The organism is Microbacterium sp. CJ77 (genome assembly GCF_002911615.1).
Lineage (GTDB): Bacteria > Actinomycetota > Actinomycetes > Actinomycetales > Microbacteriaceae > Microbacterium.
The window spans coordinates 19693-43769 of the sequence record NZ_PQBR01000019.1 but is presented as its reverse complement, the minus strand read 5'-3'; the positions used below and the strand labels follow the sequence as shown (position 1 = coordinate 43769).

Sequence of the window (24077 nt, the reverse complement as noted above, 5' to 3'; positions counted from 1 at the left end):
AAACGTCAGAGAGGACACCCCCATGGCCCGCACCGAGAACTTCGACATCGCCCACCTGGGCGCCGTCGAGCTGTTCACCCCCGAGTTCGAAGAGAGCCTGTGGTTCTTCCGCGACCTGCTCGCGATGCGCGAGGTCGCCCGCATCGGCGACTCGGCGTACCTGCGCTGCTGGGACGAGTACCAGCTCTACACGATCAAGCTCACCGCCTCCGACACGAACGGCGTCGGCCGCTCGCTCTACCGCGCGTCGAGCGAGGAGGCACTCGAGCGCCGGGTCGCGGCGATCGAGGCCGCTGGGCTCGGCCACGGTTGGCGCGATCCCGAGGTCGGCGTCGGTCGTTCCTACGAGTTCGAGGACCCGGATGGCCACCTCATGGCCATCTACTACGACACCGAGCACTACGTGCCGGACGAGAAGGACACCCCGGCGCTGAAGAACCAGGCCTCGGCGTTCCCGGGCCGCGGCGTGAACGTGCGCCGCATGGACCACATCAACTACCTCGCCGCCGATGTCACCAAGGCTGGCGAGTTCTGGCGCGACGTCATGGGCGCGCGCGAGTCCGAGCGCGTCGTGAAGGACGAGGGCGGATACGCGGCGTGGTGGTTCCGATTCGCGCAGAAGTCGTACGACGTCGTGTACTCCGAGGACTGGACGGGAACCCGCGGCCGCTTCCATCATTTCGCCCTCGCCCCGGACACGCGCGAGGACATTCTGAAGGCCGCCGACATCTTCCTCGAGAACAAGGTCTACATCGAGTACGGCCCCTACAAGCACGCCATCAACCAGACGTTCTTCCTGTACGTCTGGGAGCCCGGCGGCAACCGCATCGAGTTCGCCAACGCGGGCGCGCGTCTGATCCTCGACCCGGACTGGCCGGTCGTGGAGTGGACGGCAGCCGAGCGTGCCAAGGGTCAGGCCTGGGGTATGAAGACGGTCGCGACGTTCCACACGCACGGCACGCCGTTCGTCGAGAACCAGGAAGAGATCGATCGCGCAGCGCTCGAGGGCCGCAAGCTCTGACGGAGCCCGCCGGCGTACATCTCGAAGGAAGAATTCGTTCGGAACGCCCGGGAATGCATGATTTCCGGGGTCGAGGGAACGGATTGTCCTTCGAGATGTTCGCGTCGGCGCGAGCTCCGTCCGAGCGAGTGTGATGTCGTAGCCTGCGACTAGGGTGGTGCGGTGCCAGAAGCCGTCATCTCCGCAGACTCCCTCGTCAAGTCCTATCGAGTGAAGGGGAAGCCGGACTTCGTCGCCGTCGACGGGCTGAGCTTCGAGGTCGCTCCGGGGGAGTCGTTCGGGCTGCTCGGGCCCAACGGAGCAGGTAAGTCCACGACGATGAAGATGATCGGTGCCGTGTCGACGCGCACGAGCGGCGACCTGTCGATCCTGGGGCTCGATCCCGACCGGCACGGTCCAGACATCCGTTCGCGCCTGGGGGTCGTGCCGCAGCAGGACAACCTCGACGGCGAACTCAACGCCCGCGAGAACCTCTTCATCTACGGGCGCTACTTCGGTCTGCCCGCGAGCGTCTGCCGGCAGAAGGCCGACGAGCTGCTGGCCTTCGCCCAGCTCGAAGACAAGGCGACGAGCAAGGTGGATCAGCTCTCGGGCGGGATGAAGCGGCGCCTGACGATCGCGCGCGGACTCGTCAACGACCCGCGCATCCTGCTGCTCGACGAGCCGACGACCGGGCTCGACCCCCAGGCCCGGCATGTCCTCTGGGACCGGCTGTTCCGTCTGAAGGAGCGCGGCACGACCCTCGTGCTCACGACCCACTACATGGACGAGGCAGAGCAGCTCTGCGACCGCCTGATCGTCGTCGACAAGGGTCGCATCATGGCCGAGGGCACCCCCGCGTCCCTCATCCGCGCCCACTCGACGCGCGAGGTGCTCGAGGTGCGCTTCGGATCCGACCGCAACGCCGAGGTCGCGCCGCGACTCGAGGGCATCGGCGAGCGGGTCGAGGTGCTGCCCGACCGCGTGCTGATCTACACCGACAACGGCGAGCACGCGCTCGAGCGCATCACGCAGCTCGGACTCGAACCGATCACATCGCTCGTTCGCCGGTCGAGCCTGGAGGATGTCTTCCTGCGCCTCACCGGAAGGTCGCTGATCGAATGAGCGACCGGCTCGCCTCGCCCTCGCTCAACGACGCGCCGTCGCTCGACGAGCTGCGTCAGGAGGCCCTCGCGTGGGGTCGACGGCCTCGTGCGCGGGGCGCGTGGTACGTCACCGAGCACATGGTCCGGGCGATGCGGGCATACGGATGGACGATCGTCGTCGGTGCGCTCGGACAGCCGATCCTGTACCTGCTGGGTCTCGCGGTGGGCCTCGCCGCGCTGATCGACGTCCCGATCGTCGACGGCGGACGCGAGGTGTCGTACCTCGTGTTCGTCGCGCCCGCGCTGCTCATGACGGCGACGATCTCGGTCGCGAGCGAAGAGTTCACCTATCCGGTCATGGCCGGATTCAAGTGGCGCCGCTACTTCTTCGGCTTCAACGCGTCGCCGCTGTCGAGCGCCCAGATCGCGACGGGCGTCGTATTCGGGGCGACCGCCCGGATGGTGGTCGTCGCCGTCGCGTACTTCGCGTTCCTGTGCCTGTTCGGTGCGGTGCCACTGCTCGCGACCGGCTGGATCGCCGTGCTGGTCGGTCTGCTCGCCGGACTCGCCTTCGGAGCACCGCTCCTGGCCTACGCCTCATCGTTGCCGGACGATCGGGGCCAGTTCGCACTCGTCCAGCGCTTCGTCTTCATGCCGATGTTCCTGTTCTCGGGAACGTTCTACCCGCTCGTGACGCTGCCCGTGTGGCTGCAGTGGATCGGATGGATCTCACCGCTCTGGCACGCCACCGAGCTCGGTCGCGCTCTCACCTATGGGCGCGACGAATCGATCCTCATGATCGTCGTGCATATCGCCTACCTTACGACACTGTCGGTCGGCGGCTACCTGCTCGCCCGCCGGATCTTCACGCGGAGGCTCGCCCGATGAGCGCGGAAGTCATGACCGAAGCGCGGCCGGTCCGTGGCGGCGGGGTGCGCGCGCTCTGGGCGGGCAACCCCGGAGCGGTCGTGCAGCGAGGCCTGCTCGCCGCCCGCTCGTCGAGCTGGATCGTCGTTCTGTCGGGATTCTTCGAGCCCGTGTTCTACCTCGCCTCGATGGGCATCGGGCTGGGTGCGCTCATCGGAACCGTCGAGACATCCGCGGGTCTCGTCGTCTCGTATGCCGCCTTCATCGCGCCCGCCCTGCTCGCGGTGTCGGCCATGAACGGTGCGATCTACGACTCGACGTGGAACGTGTTCTTCAAGCTCAACTACGGCAAGCTCTACGAGGGGATGCTCGCGACCTCGCTCGGGCCGTTGGATGTCGCGCTCGGCGAGATCCTGTACGCCCTCCTGCGCGGGCTGCTCTACGCGACCGGATTCCTCATCATCATGCAGTTCGCGGGGCTCAACCTGTCGTGGACCGCGATCCTGGCCCTGCCGGCCGTCATGCTCATAGCCTTCGGGTTCGCGAGCCTCGGAATGGCCGTGACGAGCTATATGAAGGCGTTCCAGCACATGGACTGGATCAATTTCCTGCTGTTGCCGATGTTCCTGTTCTCGGCGACGTTCTACCCGATCACCGTGTACCCCGAGTGGGTGCAGGCGATCGTGCGCGCCCTACCGCTCTGGCACGGGGTCGAACTCGTCCGCGGGCTGACGACGGGGTCGCTGCACCCGGGGATGCTGTGGCACGTTCTCTACTACGTCGTGATGATCGCGATCGGCCTGGTGTTCACGACGAAGCGGCTGCGGGCCCTGTTCCTGGACTAGGAGCAGCTAGCGCCAGATGACCGCGATGCCCGCGTTGAGCAGGGTCAGCACGCCGATCGACCAGAACAGCGGCGGGGGGACGCTGCCGTTGCGGCGACCCCGCGCCTGACCGATGCCCATCAGGGCTCCGATGATCAGCAGGACGACGAGCTTCACGCCGATCTTGGCGTAGTTGAGGTCGTACTCGATGCCCCACGGAGCCGCGAGCGCGAGACCCGCGACCGCCGCGATCACGAGGCCGACGTACATCAGGCCCGTGATCTGGCGCTTTCCGCCCCAGGCCTGCGCGGCCCAGGCGCCGAACAGCAGCGCGAACCCGGTGAGGTGGACGAACACGACGATGTGACGCAAGATCTCCATGATGCCCACGGTAGGGCGGGTGGTCGCTTTTCGCCAGGAAGGCGGGCCTCACCCCGGCGGCCGCGATCGTCGATTGTGCGCGGGAGGGTCAGGCGCGTAGCGCCCGCAGCACGAGGGCCGTGCGGATGGCGGCATCCGCGGCCTCGTAACCCTTGTCCTCGCGCGAGCCCGGCAGACCCGCCCGGTCGATTCCCTGTTGCTCGTCGTCCAGTGTGAGCACGCCGAAGCCGACCGGCTTGCCGGTGTCCAGCGCGACACGCGTCAGACCATCGGTCGCGGCCGACGAGACGAACTCGAAGTGCGGGGTTCCGCCGCGAATGATGACGCCGAGAGCGACCACCGCATCGGCCCCGGCCTCGAGCGCTGCCTTGCTCGCTACCGGCAACTCGAACGAGCCGGGCACGCGCACGAGGGAGTGGTCGGCCCCGGCTTCGTCGAGTGCACGTGTCGCACCCGCGATCATGCCGTCGGTGATCTGCTGGTGCCACTCACCCGCGACGATCACGACCCGCATCCCCGTCGCATCCGGTCCTTCTCCGACCCGCACGGCGGGCGCCCCCTTACCGCTCATACGTCGTTTCCCGTCTTCATGTCGGCGAATGCGTCGGTGAGCTCCTGATCGGCGATCAAGTGACCCATCCGGTCGCGCTTGGTCTCGAGGTACTGGTGGTTGTTGGGGCCCACACCGACCAACAGGGGCACCTGCTCGACGATGTCGAGGCCGAACTCGCGCAGTTGATCGACCTTGTCGGGGTTGTTCGTCATGAGTCGCACACGCTCGACGCCGAGGTCCGCGAGGATACCTGCGGCGGCCGCGTAGTCGCGTGCATCGGCGGGAAGCCCGAGCGCGAGGTTCGCGTCGACGGTGTCGAGGCCCGCCTCTTGCAGGCTGTAGGCGCGCAGCTTGTTGATCAGTCCGATGCCGCGTCCCTCGTGGCCGCGCATGTAGACGACGATCCCGCCCTGCGCGTCGATCTTGTCGAGCGCGGCGTTCAACTGGGGACCGCACTCGCACTTGAGCGATCCGAATGCCTCGCCCGTCAGACACTCGGAATGCACGCGCACGAGCGGCGCATCCGAGATCTCGCCCGAGACGACGGCGAGATGGTCGGTACCCGTGACGCGATCCTTGTAGGCCAAGAACCGGAATGTCCCGTGGCGCGTCGGGACGAGCGACTCGGCACGAAGACTCACGCGGCGGCGGTGCACCGACTGCGCGTCGACCTGACGGGGCTCGTGTTCTTCGAGGTACGCGATGAGCTGTTCGATCGTGATGACGGGCACGTCGTCGCGCTCGCCGAGCTCCATCAGCCCGGGCAAGCGCATCATGCTGCCGTCCTCGGCAACGATCTCGGCGATCGCGCCGACGGGGCGCAGCCCGGCGAGCCGCATGAGCTCGACCGCCGCCTCGGTGTGCCCGCCTCGCTCGCGCACGCCGCCGTCGACGGCGCGGAGGGGCAGCACGTGCCCGGGGCGGGTGACGCTGCTCGGCGTCGAGTCAGGGTTCGCCAACACATTGAGGGTGTGGGCGCGGTCCGCGGCGCTGATCCCCGTCGAAATGCGGTCGGCGGCGTCGACACTGACGGTGTACGCCGTGCCCCGGGCATCCTCGTTGTGCGCCACCATGGGGGGCAGATCCAGCGCGTCGGCGATTTCGGCGGGCATGGGCGCGCAGATGAAGCCGGACGACCAGCGGACCGTCCACGCCACCCACTCGGGTGTTGCGAGTTCGGCAGAGAGGACGACATCGCCCTCGTTCTCTCGGTTCTCGTCGTCGGCGACGATCACCGGGCGTCCGGCGCGGAGTGCGTCGAGGGCCGCGGAAATGGGGGAAAGGCTCATCGTGAGCCTCCTTCACTCGGGGGTGTTGCGGTGAATGCGAGCATGCGCTGCACATGGCGGGCGAGGATGTCTGTTTCGAGATTGACGGCGTCACCGGGGACGCGCTCGGCGAGTGTGGTCGCCTCGAGCGTTTCGGGGATCAGGGAGACCTCGAGCCATGGCTCGGGCGCGCTCGGGTCGCTCACGGCGCTCACCGTCAGAGAGACGCCGTCGATGGCGATCGACCCCTTGTCGACGACCAGGGGTGCGAGGTTCGCGGGGACGCCGACGCGGAGGACCCGCCAGCGTTCGCCCGGTCGCACCTCGCGGATAACCCCCGTGCCATCGACGTGACCCTGAACGACGTGTCCGCCCAGGCGCGTGCCGACGGCCGTCGCGCGCTCGATGTTCACCGGGCGCCCGGGAGCGAGGTCCGCGAGCGTCGACATGTCGAGCGTCTGACGCATGACGTCCGCGGTGAACGACGCGTCGTCGCTGTCGACGACGGTCAGGCAGACCCCGTTGACCGAGATCGAGTCGCCGTGCGAGGCATCCGATGTCGCCAGCGGCGCGCGGACGCTGAGTCGCACCCCGTCGCCCGAGGTTTCGATCGCCGTGACGGCGCCGATCTCTTCGATGATTCCGGTGAACACGTCAGTGGGTCCTTTCGTCGGGGCGGGTGGGTATGGGTTCGGCGACGAGCAGCAGGTCATCGCCCAGTCGTTGCACGTCGGTGAGCGCGAGGCGGCGCGCTTGCGACATGGTCTCGACGCCGATGTCGCCGATCGCCGTCTTCGTGCCTCCGATCAGCACCGGGGCGACGTAGGCCAACACGCGATCGGTCAGGCCCTCACGGATGAAGGAGCTCGCGAGCGTGGGTCCGCCCTCGACGAATACGCTCTGTACACCGCGTTCGCGCAGCTCGTCGAGTACGCCCCGTAGGTCGTGGGTGCGCGATTCGAGAACACCGCGCGGATGACTCCGCAGCGCCGCGTCCCGGGGCACCGGGCGCGTCCCGATCACGACGGGGAGGGGCTGGGACGGGGCGAGCTCGCCGTTCGCCAGGCGGGCGGTCAGGGCGGGGTCGTCGGCGAGCACTGTTCCCGTGCCGACGACGATCGCGTCCGCCTCCGCGCGACGACGGTGTACATCGGCGCGCGCATCCGACCCGGTGATCCACCTGCTCGAGCCGTCATCTGCGGCCGCGCGACCGTCGAGACTCTGCGCCCACTTGACGGTGACGAACGGGCGGCCGAGTCGAACGACCGTGAGCCACGACTCGAGCGTCTCGGTGACCTCGTCGGCGCGCACGCCCCCCTCGACGTCTATGCCGTGGGCGCGCAGGCGGTCCGCGCCGCCGGCGGACGGCTCGGCCGGATCGGTCACCGCGTAGACGACGCGCGCCACCCCGGCTTCGATCAGGGCAACCGCGCACGGCCCGGTGCGACCCGTGTGGTTGCACGGCTCGAGAGTGACGACCATGGTCGCGCCCCGTGCCTCCGCGGGCGACAGGCGCGCGAGGGCCTCGATCTCGGCGTGCGGATTGCCCGCGCCCCGATGCCACCCCTCGGCGAGGACGTCGCCACTCGGGCTCAGGACGACGGCACCGACCTGCGGGTTGATGCCCCGGGGACCGAGGAGCGCCAACTCGCGCGCGCGGCCCATGGCCTGCCACTCGGTATCGCTGTACGTCATCCCGGATCCTTCGGTTCATCCGGGGTTGTCACAACAAGTTGCGTATCGGCGACCGTCAAGATGGTCGCCGCGTGCTGCCTCTCATCCGGACTCGCGTGGTTTCCCACGCATCACCGTCGGTTCCGGAATTCCACCGGATCAACCTCAGCGCCGAAGCGCCGCAGTTCGCGGACTTTCACCGCCGGTTCGGATTCTCACCGACCCCGGAGCACGTTATCGTTCTCGATCCTATCCAACGCCCAGACCGCCGGTGCATTCCCGGCCGAAACGGTGAGTCTCTACTTGAGAAGCCGCGACATCCGGCGGTCGGCCAGCACCTTGCCGCCGGTCTGGCAGGTCGCGCAGTATTCGAGCGAGTTGTCGGCGAAGAAGACGCTTCTCACGGTGTCTCCGCAGACGGGGCAGGCCTCACCCCGTCGCCCGTGCACGCGCATCCCGCGGCGCTTCGCATCCTTCAGATCGGCGGGCGGCTTGCCGGAGGCGGTGGACACGGCATCCTCGAGCGTCGCGCGCATCGCGTCGTACAGGCCCCGCACGTCGGCCGGGGTCAGCGAAGCAGCCAGGGCGTAGGGAGACATGCGTGCGACGTGGAGAACCTCGTCCGAATAGGCGTTGCCGATGCCCGCGATGATCGACTGGTCGCGCAGCACCCCCTTGATCTGAGTCCGTCGTCCCGCGAGCAGACCCGTGAGCGTCTCGGCCGTGAACGCGGGGTCGAGGGGGTCGGGTCCCAGCCGTGCGATGCCCGGAACGTCGGCCGGATCGCGCACGATGTACACGGCGAGCGACTTCTTCGTGCCGGCCTCGGTCAGATCGAATCCCGAGCCATCGCTCAGCGAGACCCGGACCGCGATGGGTGATCGCCCGGGCTTGACGAGGGTCGTCGGCACGGCGTCATACCAGCGCAGCCACCCCGCCTTGGCCAGGTGGAAGACCAGATGCAGTGGTTCGTCGGCGGGCCCGCGGCATCCGATGTCCACGAACTTGCCGGCGCGGTCGACCGAGACGACGGATGCCTCGTGCAGGGCGTGCACGGGCGGGTCGAAGGTCTTCAGCGCCGCGATCTGGGCCACCGATATGCGCGTCACGTTCAGCCCGACGATCCGTCCGCGCAGAAAATCGACGAGTCCCTGCACCTCGGGCATCTCCGGCATGGCGCCAATCCTGCCATGGGGCACCGACGCCGGGCAGGTCCGATCGTGCGGGATCAGTCCAGCATGGGCCAGGGATGAGGCGTGCGCTCGTCCGCGGGGAGCAGGCCCGCGATCCACCCGTCGTGCCGACCGCGCGGATCCGACAGACCCTGCCGCAGCAGACCCTCGTACCGGAAGCCGAGCGCGCGGGCGGCGCGAGCCGAGGGGACGTTGCCCGCTATGGCGCGCCACTGGATGCGCGCGAGCGAGAGCGGTTCGGTGAACGCGAAGTCGACCACGCGTGCGGCCGCCTCGGTCAGGTAGCCGTGGCCGCGAGCCGACTCCGCCATCCAGAATCCGATCTCGGCGTCACCGCCGACGGTGACGCCGTGGAGGCCGATGCCGCCCACCCATGCGCCGTCGACGCGGACCGCCCACGTCAGATCGGTGCCCGCTTCCCACCGCCGGGCGCTGAGCTCGACGAACTCTTCTGCGTCCGAGCGCGAGTACGGCGAGGGCAGCGTCGTCCAGCGGGGGACCGCGGGGTCCTGCGCCGCCTCGGTGATCGCGTCGATGTCGGACGCGACCGGAATGGACAGCTCGAGCCGTTCGGTGTGCAGGATGACGGGTTCCACCCCGCGACCCTATCTCGCGCCTGCCCTCTCCTCGATTTCGGGCCCCGCTCTCGCCTCGGCCCGACTCGCCGTTCGCGATTCAGTCCCGGCGGGGTGGGCTCTCGGGCCCGGACCGCACGTCCGACCCGTGCGCTCGGGCCCCCAGCTCAAGAGCTCAGCGGCGGCGCAGCAACCCGACGCGCTCGTAGACCGTGTCGAGCGTCGAGTTCGCGACGGATTCGGCCCGGTCGGCGTTGGCGGCGAGCACCCGGTCGAGCTCCGCGGGATCATCGAGGAGTTCGAGCGCACGCGCCCGGACCGGCTCGAACTCCGACACGACGACGTCGGCGAGGCCCTTCTTGAAGTCGCCGTAGCCGCGCCCCGCATACTCGTCCTCGATCGACGGAATCTGGCGTCCCGTCAGAGCCGCATAGATCACGAGCAGGTTCGACACTCCGGGCTTGTTCTCGCGGTCGTACCGCACCGCACCCTCGCTGTCGGTCACGGCTCGCATGACCTTCTTGGCGGTGGCGGCCGGGTCGTCGAGCAACCAGAGCACGCCCGCGTCCGACTCCGCGGACTTCGACATCTTGGCGAGGGGGTTCTGCAGGTCGTAGATACGCGCCGATTCCTGCTGGATCATCGGCATCGGCACACGGAAGGTCTCGCCGTACCGCGCGTTGAACCGCTCCGCGAGGTCGCGGGTCAGTTCGATGTGCTGCTTCTGGTCGTCACCGACCGGCACGACGGCGGTCTGGTACAGCAGGATGTCGGCAGCCATCAGCACCGGGTAGGTGAAGAGGCCGACGGATGTCGCATCCTGCCCGTAACGGCTGGACTTGTCCTTGAACTGCGTCATCCGCCCGGCCTCGCCGAAACCGGTCAGCGTTCCGAGGATCCACGCCAGCTCGGCATGCGCGGGCACGTGCGACTGCACGTACAGCGTCGATTTGGATGGCTCGATCCCGGCGGCGATGTACTGCGCGGCCGTGCGGCGGGTCTTCTCGCGCAGCTCGGCCGGGTCGTTGGGCTGCGTGAGGGCGTGCAGGTCGACGACCGAGAAGAACGCATCGTACGACTCCTGCAGATCGCGCCACTGCAGCAACGCACCGATGTAGTTACCGATCTGGAGGGAATCCGCCGAGGGCTGCATTCCGGAGTACAGGCGCGCTTTGGTCACCCATCGATTCTAGGTCGGGGGATGCTTCGGCCCGCGCGCGGTGCTACCGGCCGAGTGTGTAGTCGACGATGACCGGGGCGTGATCGCTCCAGCGCTCGGCGTACGCCGCGGCACGGGCGACCCGATAGTCGGTCACCCGGTCGGCGAGCGCCGGTGCCGCGAGCTGATAGTCGATGCGCCAGCCGGTGTCGTTGTCGAAGGCCTGACCCCGGTTCGACCACCACGTGTAGGGCCCGTCTACCTCGCCATGGAAACGGCGGCCGACGTCCACCCACCCGAGCCCCATTCCCACCGATCCGTCCACGCCCGTCACCGGCTCGCCCGCGGGTCCGAGGAAGCGGTCGAAGTACGCGCGTTCGCGGGGCAGGAACCCGGCCTTCTTGACGTTGCCCTTCCAGTTCTTGATGTCGAGCTGGCGATGGCCGACGTTCAGGTCGCCCATGATCACGGACAGCGAACCATCGGCGGCGAGCTCGGGCATCCGGCGCTCCATCGCATTCAGGAATCCGTACTTCGCATCCTGTCGGGGCGTGCCATCCTCGCCGGAGTGCACGTAGGCGCTCACGACGGTCAGCTGCTCGCCGTCGATGTCGAGGTCGGCCTCGATCCACCGGCCGCGCGAATCGACCGTCTCGTCGCCGAGCTCGATGCGCGAATCGGCGATCGGCAGCCGGGTTGCGATGGCGACGCCCGAGCGGCCCTTGGTCAGGGACTCGTCGTGCACGAGGTTCCAACCGGGTAGCGCGGACTCGACGTGAGTGCGCTCGGCGCGCACCTCTTGCAGCGCGAGGATGTCGACATCGGCACGGTCGAGCCATCCGGCCATGCCGTTGCGCACCGCCGCTCGGATGCCGTTGACGTTGACAGAGGCGATGCGGATGGATCGAGGCACGCGCTCTACTGTAGCCACGGCCTCGGACATGCTTCGGACACCGCGGGACCGGCAAGGGCGGTCGATGCGGCCGCGCGGGTCAGTCGAGCAGGAAGCCGCGCGGCTTGGGCTCCGGTGGGGGAGAGGCGCGCACCCGGGCCAGTTCGTCCTCGGCGCGTCGCACGTCGCGACCCGCGCGCCATGCGCCGTACCAGGGTGCCCCGTCGCGGGCGATGCGTGCGTCGCGCAGACGAACCTCGGCCGCCACGAGCAGTGCCCGGTATTCGTCGCGCAGTACCTCTTCTTCCGTGCGCTCGGTGAGGGCGAGGTTGCGGTCGGCCGCGCCCACTGCGATCCACGCCCCGGCGACCAGGATGACGACGCCGATCAGACGGAACCACAGCAAGAACCCGATCAGCACGGCGAAGGTCGCCAGCAGGGGGTTCGAAGGCGTGTAGATCAAGAGCACGCCCGCACCGACCTGGAGCACCGTGATGGCTGCTCCGCCGAGCAGCGCGCCCGGCCAGATCCGGTGCCAGGCGAGCGCCGCGCCCGTCAGGAACCGGAACAGGGCGGCCATCGCCGCGCCGTTGATCGCGAACGAGACGATGAGCGACACGGTGCGCGCGGTCACGTTCGACAGCACACTCAGGTCACCGATCCCGAATCCGGTGAACAGCAGCGTCAGCGCCCAGGTGGCGATGCTGCTGACGGCGAAGCCGACGAGCAGTGCGACGGCGAGAATCACGGCGGCGAGAAAATCGCGAGCCTTCAACAGGACGTAGGAGCGGCTGTCGAAGGGCAGGCCGAAGATGTCGCGGACCGCACGCCGGGCGTAGGTGATGAATCCGATCGCGGTCCAGACGACGACCACGAGCGCGACCGCACCGGTGATGCCGAGGGTTGTCGCCGTGTACGTCGTCACGGACTCGACCTGTTCGGGGGTGACCAGACCGTTCTCACTGATCAGGTTGGGAATGTACTCGTTGATGATGTCGATCATCCGGTTGATGGCCGCGGGGCTCGCACCGATCCACAGGCCGACGATCGCGAAGGCGAGATAGATCACGCCGAAGATCGCGAACAGCGACTGGTAGCTCACCCCCGCGGCGAGCAGGAACCCGTTGTGGCGCAGGAAGTGCCGCCAGACACGAATCGGAAACCACGCGAGCGTCTGCCGCGTCAGCTGGGTCGCGCGCTGCACGGGCTCCTCGAGGCGGCGACGCAAGGCCTCTTGCGCCGACTCCCAGCGCCCGCCGGCGTCATCCGGTCCGCCGACGGAGTCACCGGATTCCGGTTCCTGATCGTCGGTCGGGCGGCGCGTACTCACGACTCCAGGCTAGCGAGCCCGGCCGTTCCCGCGTCGGCCGGACCCGTCGAACGGGCTACTTGCCGCGGAGGATGGCCTGCTTGACCTCGGCGATCGCCTGGGTCACCTGGATGCCTCGGGGGCACGCATCCGTGCAGTTGAAGGTCGTGCGGCAACGCCACACGCCCTCTTTGTCGTTCAGGATGTCGAGGCGCACGTCGCCCGCGTCGTCGCGCGAGTCGAAGATGAAGCGGTGCGCGTTGACGATCGCGGCGGGACCGAAGTACTGACCGTCGGTCCAGAACACGGGGCACGACGAGGTGCATGCGGCGCAGAGGATGCACTTGGTCGTGTCGTCGAAGATCTCGCGGTTCACGATCGACTGCACGCGCTCCTTGCCCGGCTCGGGCGTCGAGTTCGCGATCAGGAACGGTTTGACCTCGCGGTACGAGGCGAAGAACGGCTCCATATCGACGATCAGGTCCTTCTCGAGCGGCAGGCCCTTGATCGCCTCGACGTAGATCGGCTGCGAGATGTCGAGATCCTTGATCAGGGTCTTGCACGCGAGCCGGTTGCGTCCGTTGATGCGCATCGCGTCGGATCCGCAGATCCCGTGGGCGCACGAGCGGCGGAAGGACAGCGACCCGTCGACCTCCCACTTGATCTTGTGCAGGGCGTCGAGCACGCGGTCGGTCGAGTAGAGCTCGACGTCGTAGTCGACCCAGCGCGGTTCGTCGTCCACTTCGGGATCGAAGCGGCGGACGATGAACGTCACCAGGAAGGACTGGATGCCCGTGTCGTTGACGACCTCGGTCTCGGCAGGAGTTTCGGTCGTTTCGACGAGGGTGGCGGACATCAGTACTTCCTCTCCATCGGCTGGTAGCGCGTGATCACGACGGGTTTCCAATCGAGCGAGATGTGGTCGTCTGCTTTGGACGAGTGCGGGTCGCCGGTGAGGTAGGCCATGGTGTGCTTCATGTAGACCTCGTCGTCGCGCTTGGGGAAGTCGTCGCGCATGTGGCCGCCGCGGCTCTCCTTGCGGTTGCGGGCGGTGACGACCACGACCTCGGCGATGTCGAGCAGGAATCCGAGTTCGACGGCCTCGAGCAGGTCGGTGTTGTAGCGCTTGCCCTTGTCGTCGACGTGGATGTTCATGAAGCGCTCGCGGAGCTCTTCGATGACCCCGAGCACGTGCGTCAGGGACTCCTCGGTGCGGAATACCTGGGCGTTCTTGTCCATCTCTTCCTGCAGCTTCTTGCGCAGGACCGAGATCCGCTCGGTTCCGGTGCCGGCGCGCAGTCCCTCGATGAGGTCGCGCACCGCGCCCGCGGGGTCTTCCGGGAGCGGCACGAACTCGGCGGTCTTGACGTACTCGACGGCGTTCTTGCCGGCCCGCTTGCCGAAGACGTTGATGTCGAGCAGCGAGTTGGTGCCGAGACGGTTCGAGCCGTGCACCGAGACGCACGCGCACTCGCCGGCGGCATAGAGGCCGGGAACGACCGTGTCGTTGTCGGCGAGTACCTCGGCCGCGACGTTGGTCGGGATGCCGCCCATCGCGTAGTGCGCGGTCGGCATGACGGGAACCGGCTCGACGACCGGGTCGACGCCCAGGTACGTGCGTGCGAACTCGGTGATGTCGGGGAGCTTGGTCTCGAGGACCTCGGCGCCGAGGTGGGTGCAGTCGAGCAGCACGTAGTCCTTGTGGGGACCCGCGCCGCGGCCCTCCGCGACCTCCTGCTGCATACAGCGACTGACGATGTCACGCGGTGCGAGGTCCTTGATGGTCGGCGCGTAGCGTTCCATGAAACGCTCGCCGGAGGCGTTGCGGAGGATGGCTCCTTCACCGCGCGCTCCCTCGGTCAGGAGGATGCCGAGGCCGGCCAGTCCGGTCGGGTGGAACTGGAAGAACTCCATGTCCTCGAGCGGCAGGCCCTTCCGCCAGACGATGCCGACGCCGTCGCCCGTGAGCGTGTGCGCGTTGGAGGTCGTCTTGTAGATCTTGCCGAACCCGCCGGTCGCGAAGATGACCGCCTTGGAGTGGAAGACGTGCAGGTCACCCGTGGCGAGTTCGTACGCGACGACGCCGGACGTCTGGGTCTTGCCCTCGGCATCCTTCGACGTCAGCAGATCGAGCACGTAGAACTCGTTGAAGAAGTTGATGCCGAGCTTGACGCAGTTCTGGAACAGCGTCTGCAGGATCATGTGACCCGTGCGGTCGGCTGCGTAGCAGGCGCGGCGAACGGGCGTCTTGCCGTGGTCGGCCGTGTGGCCACCGAAGCGGCGCTGGTCGATCTTGCCCTCGGGGGTGCGATTGAAGGGCAGGCCCATGTTCTCGAGGTCGATGACCGCGTCGATCGCCTCTTTCGCGAGGATCTCGGCCGCGTCCTGGTCGACCAGGTAGTCGCCGCCCTTGACGGTGTCGAAGGTGTGCCACTCCCACGAGTCCTCTTCGACGTTCGCCAGCGCCGCGGCCATGCCGCCCTGCGCGGCGCCCGTGTGCGAGCGCGTCGGGTAGAGCTTCGAGATCACCGCGGTCTTGGCGTGCGGGCCGGCCTCGATCGCCGCACGCATGCCGGCGCCGCCGGCGCCGACGATGACGATGTCGAACTGATGGTGGTGCACGTCGGTCTTGCGATCGGTGCCGGTCACGGTCGTCGTCACAGTGAGGTTGCCTTACGTAGAGGGGGTCGTCGAGGAGCGTGTCAGGCCGCGGCCTGGCACGACTCCCACAGGGTGCTCGATTCGGTGACCCCGATGCAGGGGTCGAAGGTGAAGACCACGAGCGTGCCGAGGATGATGAGGAACGCGGCGGACAGTCCGATCGCCCAGACCAGCACGCGACGCGCGGTCGGGTGCGCCACGTAGTCGTTGACGATGGTGCGCATGCCGTTGCCGCCATGGATCAGCGCGAGCCACAGCATGGCGACGTCCCACCACTGCCAGAGCGGGTTCGCCAGCTTGCCCGCGACGAAGCCGAAGTCGATGCCGTGGATGCCGTCGCCGACCATCAGGTTGGCGAACAGATGGCCGAAGATCAGGACGACCAGGATCGCGCCGGAGACGCGCATGTAGACCCAACCCCATTTTTCGAGGTTGATGCCGCGGCGCTTCGGCCGGGCGTAGGGCGATCGGGGCGCCGCGAGCGTGTCAGCGGTCATCAGTGCCCACCTCCCGAGAAGACGTTGATGAGATGTCGGGGTGTGAATGCGGCCATCGTGACGACCCAGACGCCGATCACGATCCAGAACATCTGGCGCTGGTACTTCGCGCCCTTCGACCAGAAGTCGATCAGGATGATGCGCAGGCCGTTGAAGGCGTGGTACGCGATCGCCGCGACGAGGAAGACCTCGCCGATGCCCATGATCGGGTTCTTGTAGGTACCGATGACCGCGTCGTATGCCTCGGGTGACACGCGAATGAGCGCGGTGTCGAGCACATGCACCAGCAGGAAGAAGAAAATGGCGACGCCGGTGATGCGGTGTAGAACCCAGGACCACATGCCCTCGCGGCCGCGGTAGAGCGTGCCGGCCGGGCGCTTGGAAGTGGTCTCTGAGATCGACAGTGCCTGGCGGGTGTCTGCGGACACGGTCGTCCTCCCTGATCGGTGCGAGGTACGGATGCGCCGGGCCGACGCGGCTCGAGCGCTATGAACATCCTATTGCCGGTCTGCGACGCTAAGGGGATTAGGCCATCCTAACTATCTCGATGTCGAGAGAGTTCGAGTGGGTTCGATGGCAGCGGAGCGCCCCGGCTAACCTGGCTGCATGGCACATCCGATAGAAGGCTTCTACGCCGTCATTCCGGCGGGCGGTGTAGGTAGCAGGCTGTGGCCGCTCTCGCGCGCCGACGCCCCGAAGTTTCTGCACGACCTGACGGGTTCGGGGCAGACGCTGCTGCGCGACACCTGGGACAGGCTCGCGCCGCTGGCGGGGGAGGACCGCATCGCGGTCGTCACGGGTCGCGCTCACCGCGCCGCCGTCGAGGCGGAGCTCCCGGATATCCCGGATGCCAATGTGCTGCTCGAGTCCGAGCCGCGCGATTCCGCGGCCGCGATCGGCCTGGCGGCCGCCGTCCTGTCGCACCGCGAGCCCGACGTGATCATCGGCTCGTTCGCGGCCGATCACGTCATCCGCGGCGTGCGGACCTTCGAGTTCGCGGTGCAGCAGGCGGTTTCCGTCGCGCGCGAGGGGTACATCTGCACGATCGGCATCCAGCCCTCCGAACCGTCCGTCGGCTTCGGCTACATCAAGAAGGGCGATGAGCTGGTCGTCGACGGGGCGCCCGAGGCGGCTGCCGTCGAACGATTCGTCGAGAAGCCCGACCTCGAAACCGCCAAGGCGTACTACGCGGACCGCTCCTACCTCTGGAACGCGGGCATGTTCATCTCGCGCGCCGATGTGCTGCTCGCCGAGATCGAGCGCAACGAGCCCGAGCTGCACGCCGGCCTCATGGAGCTCGCCGAGGCGTGGGACGATCGCGAACGCCGTGGTCCCGTGGTCGACCGTGTCTGGCCGCGGCTGAAGAGGATCGCGATCGACTACGCCGTGGCGGAGCCCGCCGCCGAGCGGGGTCGCCTGGCCGTCATCCCGGGTCACTTCGACTGGGACGACGTGGGGGACTTCGCGAGCCTCGCCAAGCTGAACTCGCGCGGACGCGGCGAGCTCGCCATCCTCGGCGGCAACGCGCGCGTGCTGGCGGATGCCTCGAGCGGCATCGTGGTCTCGCAGACGCAGCGCGTGATCAGCGTCATCGGCGTGCAGGACATCGTGATCGTCGACACCGAGGACGCGCTGCTCGTCACGACGAGCGAGCACGCCCAGCGCGTCAAGGGCGTCGTGGATGCCCTGAAGCTCAGTGGACAGGGCCAAGTCCTGTGACCGTAGATGCGGTTGCCGAGGCCGTCGTCGCACAGAGCCCGATCCCTCTCGTCATCGACACCGACACGGCGCAGGATGACTGTGTCGCCCTGCTCGTCGGGCTGCTCGATCCGGCCGCGGACCTGCTCGCCATCACGATGGTGGCGGGTAACGTCGGGTTCGACCAGCAGGTGCGCAACGCCCACCTGACGCTCGCCGCCGCGGGTCGCCTCGGCGAGGTGCCGATCCACCTCGGCTGCCGGCGTCCGCTCGTGCGCGACTGGGTCTCGGCCGAGAACGTCCACGGCGACGGCTCCGGCGGTCTCTCGATCGACGAGGACGGCCTCGAGGTGTCCGCCGAACACGGGGTAGACGCCCTCATCCGCTTGGCCGCCGAGAACCCGGGCACGCTCCGGATCGTCGCGATCGGGCCGCTGACGAACATCGCCACGGCGCTCGTGAAAGACCCCGACTTCGTCCGGAACGTCGGCGAGCTCTACATCATGGGCGGCTCGAACAACGGGCGGGGCAACATCACGGCCGCGGCCGAGTACAACTTCTACGTCGACCCCGAGGCCGCCAAGGCCGTCTTCGCCGCGGGCTTCGACATCACCGTCATCCCGTGGGACCCGCTGACCCTGCGCGATGCGGTCTTCTCGCGCGACCGGCTTGCCGAGCTCGCCGAGATCGGAACGCCCCTCGCGGCCTTCTTCACGCGCATCGTCGACACCACGCTGGCGTTCGACGAGTCGGTCGGCATCCCGGGGTCGACGCATCCCGACTCGCTCACGGCGGCCGTGCTGGTGCGTCCCGAGCTCGTTCTCGAGTCGTCGCGATACGCCGTCGACGTCGAGACGGGGTCGGACCTGACACGTGGCTATTCGGCGATGTCCTGGGGAGTGCACGACCTGGAGCCGAACGCCCGCGTCATCGAGCGCGTCGACGCGGACGGATTCTTCGGCTACATCCGTCGGTTGCTCGCCGCGCACGTCGTCCCGAGCAGGTCTATCCGCGGGTTCTGACGTCACGTTCGCGGCCGCACGCGATGGGGCCGCGAACGGTCATGTTTCGGATCGGTAGCGCTTTGATAACGCTTCGCGTCCAGAGCCCGTCAGCGGTGTCGGGAGTCACGTCACACGACGTAACGTTTCTTTGTCCGTCCCGGCTCGCTTCGCGTTCCCGGGGCTGAACCAAGAGAGGAATCCCGTGAAATCATTCACCCGCAAGCGCGCGCTCGGCGCCGCAGCGATCGCCGGCGTCGCCGCCCTCATGCTCACCGCCTGTGGTGCCGCCCCCGAGGACGACGCGAGCGGCTCGCCCGCTGCCGACACCGACTTCCTGGCCTGCGCCGTCTCCGACGAGGGCAGCTGGAACGACAAGAGCTTCAACGAGGCGGCCTACGGCGGCCTCGTCAAGGCCGAGGACGAACTGGGCGTCGAGATCCAGGGTCTGGAGTCCTCCAGCGGTGAAGACTTCGAGCCCAACCTGACCGCGATGGTCGAGGCAGGCTGCGACGTGACCTTCGCCGTCGGCTTCAACTTCTCGATCAACGACGTCATGACCAACGTCGCGAACGACAACCCCGACGCGCACTTCGTCTGGATCGACGGCTGGAACTCGGGCGAGACCAACCTCAAGCCCATCCAGTACTCGATGGCCGAGTCCAGCTTCCTCGCGGGTTACCTCGCCGCGGCCTACTCGACGACCAAGACGGTCGGCACGTACGGCGGCATGGACATCGACGCCGTCACCGTCTTCATGAACGGCTTCGAGAACGGCGCGAAGTACTACGAGAAGGAGACCGGCACCCCGGTCACCGTCGTCGGCATGACCGACTTCGTGGGCGACTTCGAGAACACCGGCCTGGCCAAGTCGATCTCGGAGGGCCAGCTCACCGCCGGCGCCGACGTGATCTTCCCGGTCGCCGGCGGCCTGTTCACGGCTACCGCCGAGGCGATCCGCGAGTCCGGCGGCAACGCCGTCATGCTCGGTGTCGACAAGGACATCGCCGTCACGCAGCCCGAGCTCGCCGACATCACGCTGACCTCGGTCGAGAAGCGCATGACGCAGGCCGTGTTCGACGTGATCCAGGCGCTCGCCGACGGTGAGGCGTTCGACATCGAGCCCTACATCGGCACCCTCGCGAACGACGGCACCGCGCTCAGCAGCTTCGGCGAGTTCGACGACAAGGTCTCGGACGAGATCAAGACGAAGCTCGACGAGCTGAAGGCCGGCATCATCGACGGGTCGATCGACCCGCTCGCTGCGCCGTAACGACAAGAGCGCCGTAACGACGCACGCACGCATTCCGGGGCGGCCGATCGGTCGCCCCGGTTTGTGTCGTCTGGGGCCGGTTTCCGGCAGGATGGGTGGACCATGAAACTCGAGCTCCGCGGGATCACGAAGCGATTCGGATCCCTTGTTGCCAATGACGCCATCAGCATCACCGTCGAGTCGGGCCAGATCCACGCCCTGCTCGGTGAGAACGGCGCCGGCAAGTCCACCCTCATGAACGTCCTCTTCGGGCTGTACCAGGCCGACGAGGGAGAGATCCTTCTCGATGGCGTTCCCCAGCACTTCTCCGGCCCCGGCCAGGCGATGTCGGCCGGAATCGGGATGGTGCACCAGCACTTCATGCTGATCCCGGTGTTCACGGTCGCCGAGAACATCATGCTCGGCCACGAGCCCACCCGGGCGGGCGTGATCAACCTGCCCGAGGCTCGCCGCCGAGTGCGCGAGATCTCCGAACGGTTCGGATTCCACATCGATCCGGATGCGCTCGTCGAGGACCTTCCCGTCGGAGCACAGCAGCGTGTCGAGATCATCAAGGCGCTCTCGCGCGAGGCGAAGGTCCTCGTGCTCGACGAACCGACCGCCGTCCTGACCCCGCAAGAGACCGACGAACTGATGGCGACGATGCGTCGGCTCGCCGAGCACGGCACGTCGATCGTCTTCATCACCCACAAGCTGCGCGAGGTCAAGGCCGTCGCCGACACCATCACCGTCATCCGCCTCGGCAAGGTCGTCGGAGAGGCCCCGCCCAGTGCGTCGACCGACGAGCTCGCCGCGCTCATGGTCGGACGCGACGTCGAGCTGACCGTGCACAAGGACGCCCCGAAGCTCGGCGATGAGGTGTTCGTCGTTCGCGACCTGACCCTGTTCAGTCCGGCCGGCGTCCGCCAGCTCGATGACGTGTCGTTCTCGATCCGTGAGGGCGAGGTGCTCGCCATCGCGGGCGTCCAGGGCAACGGCCAGACCGAGCTCACCGAGACGATCGTGGGGCTGCGCGACAAGGCTCGCGGATCGATCACGCTCCACGGCAAGGAGCTCGTGTCGGAGGACGTCCGTCACGTGCTCGAGAGCGGCGTCGGCTTCGTTCCCGAAGACCGCACGGTCGATGGACTCGTGGCCGAGTTCTCGGTCGCCGAGAACCTCATGATCGACCGATCGTTCTCGGGACCGTTCACCAAGGGACCGTCGATCGACTTCGCCCACCGCGACCGTTTCGCCGAGCAGGCGATCACGGACTTCGACATCCGCACGCCCAGCCGCGACACGCTGGTCGGTCGTCTGTCCGGGGGGAACCAGCAGAAGGTCGTGCTGGCGCGGGAGTTGGGGCGCGACCTCAAGCTGCTCGTCGCGTCGCAGCCGACCCGCGGCGTCGACGTCGGTTCGATCGAGTTCATCCACGAGCGCATCATCGCGGTGCGCGACTCGGGCGTTCCGGTGCTCATCATCTCGACCGAGCTCGACGAGGTCATCGCCCTCGCCGACCGGATCGCCGTCATGTACCGCGGAGCGATCATCGACATCGTCCCGGCCGACACACCCCGCGAAAAGCTGGGTCGCCTGATGGCAGGAGTCACGGAATGAGCACGGCACAGGCCGCCCCGCAGGCCCCCACCCCCGCCGAAGCCGGACGCCCGCGCTGGAACGACGTCCTGCACGACATCGCCGCGGGCGGCTTCGTCCGCACGATCGCCGCCGTCATCCTGTCGCTGGCCGTCGCATCCATCCTGATCGTCTTCACGAACGACGATGTGCTCGGAACCCTGAGCTATTTCTTCTCGCGTCCGGGCGACTTCTTCGTCGCCGCAGGCCAAGCGATCGGCAACGCCTACGCCGCGCTGTTCCGCGGGGCGATCTACAACTACACCGCAACGTCGTTCGAGGCCGGCATCCGTCCACTCGTCGAGTCGCTGCGTTTCGCCGGGCCGCTCATCGCGGCCGGCCTGGGTGTCGCCCTCACCTTCCGTGCGGGCCTGTTCAACATCGGTGGGCAGGGGCAGCTCGTGATGGGCGCGATCTGGTCGGCATGGGCGTCGTTCCAGCTGCACCTGCCGTGGGGCCTGCACCTGATCGTCGCGATGATCTTCGGCTTCGTCGGCGCGGGACTCTGGGCGGGCATCGCCGGTTTCCTGAAGGCCAAGACGGGCGCCCACGAGGTCATCGTCACGATCATGATGAACTACATCGCGGTTTCGCTCGCGACCTACCTCATGCGCACGCCGGTCCTGCACGACATGGACGGCGGAAACAACCCCACGACGAGGCCGCCGGACGAGACGGCCGTGTTCCCCCGCATCCTGGGCGAGGGCTTCGATCTGCGAGTGAGCTTCATCCTGTGCCTGGTGGCGGTCATCGTCTACTGGTGGCTGATGGAGCGGTCGTCGCTCGGATTCCGTCTGCGGATGGTGGGGCTCAACCCCGACGCCGCACGCGCCGCGGGCGTCAACGTGGGTCGTATGTACATCACCGCGATGGTGTTGTCGGGCCTCTTCATCGGTCTCGCCGGCATCAACCAGTCGCTCGGACGCGACGGCAATTTCGGGCCGGGGATCGATTCCGGTATCGGATTCGACGCGATCACGGTCGCCCTGCTCGGAAGCTCGACAGCGCCCGGTGTGCTTCTGGCGGGCATCCTGTTCGGCATGTTCCGCGCCGCGAGCCCGACGATGCAGCTGGCGGATGTCTCGCCCGAGATCCTCGGTGTCATCCAGGGCCTGATCGTGCTCTTCATCGCCGCTCCGCCCCTGGTGCGGGCGATCTTCCGGTTCCTGCCGAAGCAGCGCGAAGTGACCGAACTCAATACCAGGTCCAAACCGCAGCTCGAGGCGAAGGAAGAAGTCCAATGAGCGCCGTCGCGACGCACATCGAGCCCGAGGTGACACAGGTCGCCTCGCTCGCCCCGCGCAAATGGCGCACCCCGGTGCTGCTGGCGATCGTGGCCGGTGTCGCCCTCATCGCGTTCGGTCTGCTGGGTCGCGACGAGCCCGTCCGATTCGTCTGGTCGAACGCGGCGGACTCGATCGTGCTCCCCGCGCTGGAGTCCACGTCCCGGCTCGTCGGCATCGTCACGGGTCTGATCGCGGCGATCGCCGCCGGGGCATCGTTCTGGTACGCGGCGAACCGCCGCAAGGTGCCGGTCTGGATCATCCTCATCGTCGGCCTGGCGTTCCTTGCCGGCCTCGTCGCGTGGGTGGGCGCGGGCGGGAACGTGCCCGTCGTGTTCCTCCTGACGGGCGCGATCGCCCTCTCGACCCCGATCGTCCTCGGCGGCCTGGCGGGTGTGCTGGGCGAGCGCGTCGGCATCGTGAACATCGCGATCGAAGCCCAGTTGCTCGCCGGTGCCTTCGTCGCGGCATTCGTGGCCTCGTCGACGGGGAGCTACCTTGTCGCGCTCATCGCGGCCATGGTCGCGGGCTCGCTCGTCTCGGTCATCCTGGCGGTGTTCTCGATCCGCTATCTGGTCGACCAGGTCGTCGTCGGCGTCGTCCTGATCGGTCTGGTCAGCGCGATCACGAACTTCCTGTACTCGTCCGTGCTGTCGCAGAATTCGGCCGCGCTCAACAATCCCGGCACGTTGCCGCGCATCGCGATCCCGTTCTTGGCGGACATCCCGGTGCTCGGTCCCGTCGTCTTCAACCAGCGCATCACGACGTACCTGATGTTCATCCTCGTTCCGTTGGTCTGGTTCATCCTCTTCCGCACCAAGTGGGGCCTGCGCATCCGGGCTCTGGGCGAGCACCCGCTCGCGGCCGACACGGTGGGCATCAACGTCAACCGCTGGCGCTTCTGGACTGTCAGCCTCGCCGGGCTGATCGCCGGCCTCGGCGGTGCGGCCCTCACGATCGGCGCGGTCGGTCCGTTCGTCCGAGAGATGAGCGCCGGGCAGGGCTTCATCGCCCTCGCCGCCGTCATCCTCGGCCGCTGGAACCCGTGGGGGATGGCCGCCGCCGCCCTGCTGTTCGGATTCAGCAGCAACTTCCGCGTCTGGGCCGGCCAGGCCGGTTCCGCGCTTCCGCCCGACCTGATCGAGATGACCCCCTACGTCGTCACGATCATCGCGGTCGCCGTCGTCGCCGGCCGGGTGATCGGCCCGAAGGCCGCGGGCAAGCCCTACATCAAGGAGTGAGAATC

Annotated in this window: 24 protein-coding genes and 1 riboswitch; of the genes, 10 read left to right on the top strand and 14 right to left on the bottom strand. The window is 67.7% G+C overall.

Features of this window, described 5'->3' with window-relative positions; genetic code table 11:
• Positions 1-22 precede the first annotated feature (22 nt).
• From C2868_RS10805 to C2868_RS10790, 4 genes are all read left to right on the top strand, one after another.
• On the top strand, positions 23-1021 hold the full coding sequence (locus tag C2868_RS10805; RefSeq protein WP_103663329.1) for a VOC family protein: 999 nt from the start codon (positions 23-25) through the stop codon (positions 1019-1021).
• A 162-nt stretch (positions 1022-1183) separates the two neighbouring features.
• On the top strand, positions 1184-2125 hold the full coding sequence (locus C2868_RS10800) for an ABC transporter ATP-binding protein (RefSeq protein ID WP_103663328.1): 942 nt from the start codon (positions 1184-1186) through the stop codon (positions 2123-2125).
• The gene (locus C2868_RS10795; protein ID WP_100810162.1) at positions 2122-2994 is read left to right on the top strand and encodes an ABC transporter permease; all 873 of its coding nucleotides are present in this window, start codon (positions 2122-2124) and stop codon (positions 2992-2994) included. Before C2868_RS10800 ends, C2868_RS10795 begins: the two co-directional genes overlap by 4 nt.
• Positions 2991-3818: an ABC transporter permease gene (locus tag C2868_RS10790; RefSeq protein ID WP_181003444.1), complete on the top strand. Its 828-nt coding sequence runs from the start codon at positions 2991-2993 to the stop codon at positions 3816-3818. The genes C2868_RS10795 and C2868_RS10790 overlap by 4 nt, the downstream gene beginning before the upstream one ends.
• Before the next feature lie 6 nt (positions 3819-3824).
• Here C2868_RS10790 and C2868_RS10785 read toward each other — a convergent pair whose 3' ends face one another.
• From C2868_RS10785 to sdhC, 14 genes are all read right to left on the bottom strand, one after another.
• Positions 3825-4178, bottom strand: a complete 354-nt coding sequence (locus C2868_RS10785) for a Fe-S protein (protein ID WP_100810163.1) — start codon at positions 4176-4178, stop codon at positions 3825-3827.
• An 88-nt stretch (positions 4179-4266) separates the two neighbouring features.
• Positions 4267-4749, bottom strand: a complete 483-nt coding sequence (gene ribH / locus C2868_RS10780) for a 6,7-dimethyl-8-ribityllumazine synthase (protein ID WP_100810164.1) — start codon at positions 4747-4749, stop codon at positions 4267-4269.
• Complete coding sequence (ribA, locus tag C2868_RS10775) at positions 4746-6020, bottom strand: GTP cyclohydrolase II (protein WP_100810165.1); 1275 nt, start codon at positions 6018-6020, stop codon at positions 4746-4748. Before ribA ends, ribH begins: the two co-directional genes overlap by 4 nt.
• Entirely contained in the window at positions 6017-6652 is a 636-nt protein-coding gene (locus C2868_RS10770) for a riboflavin synthase (protein ID WP_103663327.1), read from the bottom strand. Before C2868_RS10770 ends, ribA begins: the two co-directional genes overlap by 4 nt.
• A gap of 1 nt (position 6653) precedes the next feature.
• Positions 6654-7694 (bottom strand): bifunctional diaminohydroxyphosphoribosylaminopyrimidine deaminase/5-amino-6-(5-phosphoribosylamino)uracil reductase RibD, encoded by a 1041-nt coding sequence (gene ribD / locus C2868_RS10765; RefSeq protein WP_103663326.1) that lies wholly within the window; start codon positions 7692-7694, stop codon positions 6654-6656.
• Between the two features lie 67 nt (positions 7695-7761).
• A riboswitch (FMN riboswitch) is annotated at positions 7762-7910 on the bottom strand.
• 62 nt (positions 7911-7972) lie between these two features.
• Positions 7973-8848 carry an Fpg/Nei family DNA glycosylase gene (locus C2868_RS10760; protein ID WP_103663325.1) on the bottom strand — a complete coding sequence of 292 codons (876 nt, stop codon included), beginning with the start codon at positions 8846-8848 and terminating at the stop codon, positions 7973-7975.
• 53 nt (positions 8849-8901) lie between these two features.
• Positions 8902-9462, bottom strand: a complete 561-nt coding sequence (locus C2868_RS10755) for a GNAT family N-acetyltransferase (RefSeq protein ID WP_103663324.1) — start codon at positions 9460-9462, stop codon at positions 8902-8904.
• A 154-nt stretch (positions 9463-9616) separates the two neighbouring features.
• On the bottom strand, positions 9617-10621 hold the full coding sequence (gene trpS / locus C2868_RS10750) for a tryptophan--tRNA ligase (RefSeq protein WP_103663323.1): 1005 nt from the start codon (positions 10619-10621) through the stop codon (positions 9617-9619).
• Positions 10622-10664: 43 nt separating this feature from the next.
• The gene (locus C2868_RS10745) at positions 10665-11543 is read right to left on the bottom strand and encodes an exodeoxyribonuclease III (RefSeq protein ID WP_103663322.1); all 879 of its coding nucleotides are present in this window, start codon (positions 11541-11543) and stop codon (positions 10665-10667) included.
• Between the two features lie 49 nt (positions 11544-11592).
• Positions 11593-12822: a YihY/virulence factor BrkB family protein gene (locus C2868_RS10740; protein WP_103663321.1), complete on the bottom strand. Its 1230-nt coding sequence runs from the start codon at positions 12820-12822 to the stop codon at positions 11593-11595.
• 55 nt (positions 12823-12877) lie between these two features.
• Positions 12878-13657, bottom strand: coding sequence for a succinate dehydrogenase iron-sulfur subunit (locus C2868_RS10735; protein ID WP_100810172.1), 780 nt, complete (start codon positions 13655-13657; stop codon positions 12878-12880).
• Complete coding sequence (sdhA, locus tag C2868_RS10730) at positions 13657-15462, bottom strand: succinate dehydrogenase flavoprotein subunit (RefSeq protein WP_100810173.1); 1806 nt, start codon at positions 15460-15462, stop codon at positions 13657-13659. The genes C2868_RS10735 and sdhA overlap by 1 nt, the downstream gene beginning before the upstream one ends.
• Before the next feature lie 41 nt (positions 15463-15503).
• Positions 15504-15959: a succinate dehydrogenase hydrophobic membrane anchor subunit gene (locus tag C2868_RS10725; RefSeq protein WP_100810174.1), complete on the bottom strand. Its 456-nt coding sequence runs from the start codon at positions 15957-15959 to the stop codon at positions 15504-15506.
• Complete coding sequence (gene sdhC / locus C2868_RS10720; RefSeq protein ID WP_258034434.1) at positions 15959-16387, bottom strand: succinate dehydrogenase, cytochrome b556 subunit; 429 nt, start codon at positions 16385-16387, stop codon at positions 15959-15961. The genes C2868_RS10725 and sdhC overlap by 1 nt, the downstream gene beginning before the upstream one ends.
• Before the next feature lie 178 nt (positions 16388-16565).
• Between sdhC and C2868_RS10715 the strand changes: the two genes are divergently transcribed.
• The 6 genes from C2868_RS10715 (at position 16566) to C2868_RS10690 (ending at position 24072) form a co-directional block, all read left to right on the top strand.
• Positions 16566-17678: a mannose-1-phosphate guanylyltransferase gene (locus C2868_RS10715; RefSeq protein ID WP_103663320.1), complete on the top strand. Its 1113-nt coding sequence runs from the start codon at positions 16566-16568 to the stop codon at positions 17676-17678.
• Positions 17675-18679, top strand: a complete 1005-nt coding sequence (locus C2868_RS10710) for a nucleoside hydrolase (protein WP_258034433.1) — start codon at positions 17675-17677, stop codon at positions 18677-18679. The genes C2868_RS10715 and C2868_RS10710 overlap by 4 nt, the downstream gene beginning before the upstream one ends.
• Positions 18680-18863: 184 nt before the next feature.
• Positions 18864-19931, top strand: a complete 1068-nt coding sequence (locus C2868_RS10705; protein ID WP_103663319.1) for a BMP family protein — start codon at positions 18864-18866, stop codon at positions 19929-19931.
• 102 nt (positions 19932-20033) lie between these two features.
• Entirely contained in the window at positions 20034-21530 is a 1497-nt protein-coding gene (locus C2868_RS10700) for an ABC transporter ATP-binding protein (RefSeq protein ID WP_100810177.1), read from the top strand.
• Positions 21527-22792, top strand: a complete 1266-nt coding sequence (locus C2868_RS10695) for an ABC transporter permease (protein ID WP_103663318.1) — start codon at positions 21527-21529, stop codon at positions 22790-22792. Before C2868_RS10700 ends, C2868_RS10695 begins: the two co-directional genes overlap by 4 nt.
• Positions 22789-24072, top strand: a complete 1284-nt coding sequence (locus C2868_RS10690; RefSeq protein WP_100810179.1) for an ABC transporter permease — start codon at positions 22789-22791, stop codon at positions 24070-24072. Before C2868_RS10695 ends, C2868_RS10690 begins: the two co-directional genes overlap by 4 nt.
• The last annotated feature ends 5 nt before the right edge of the window (positions 24073-24077 follow it).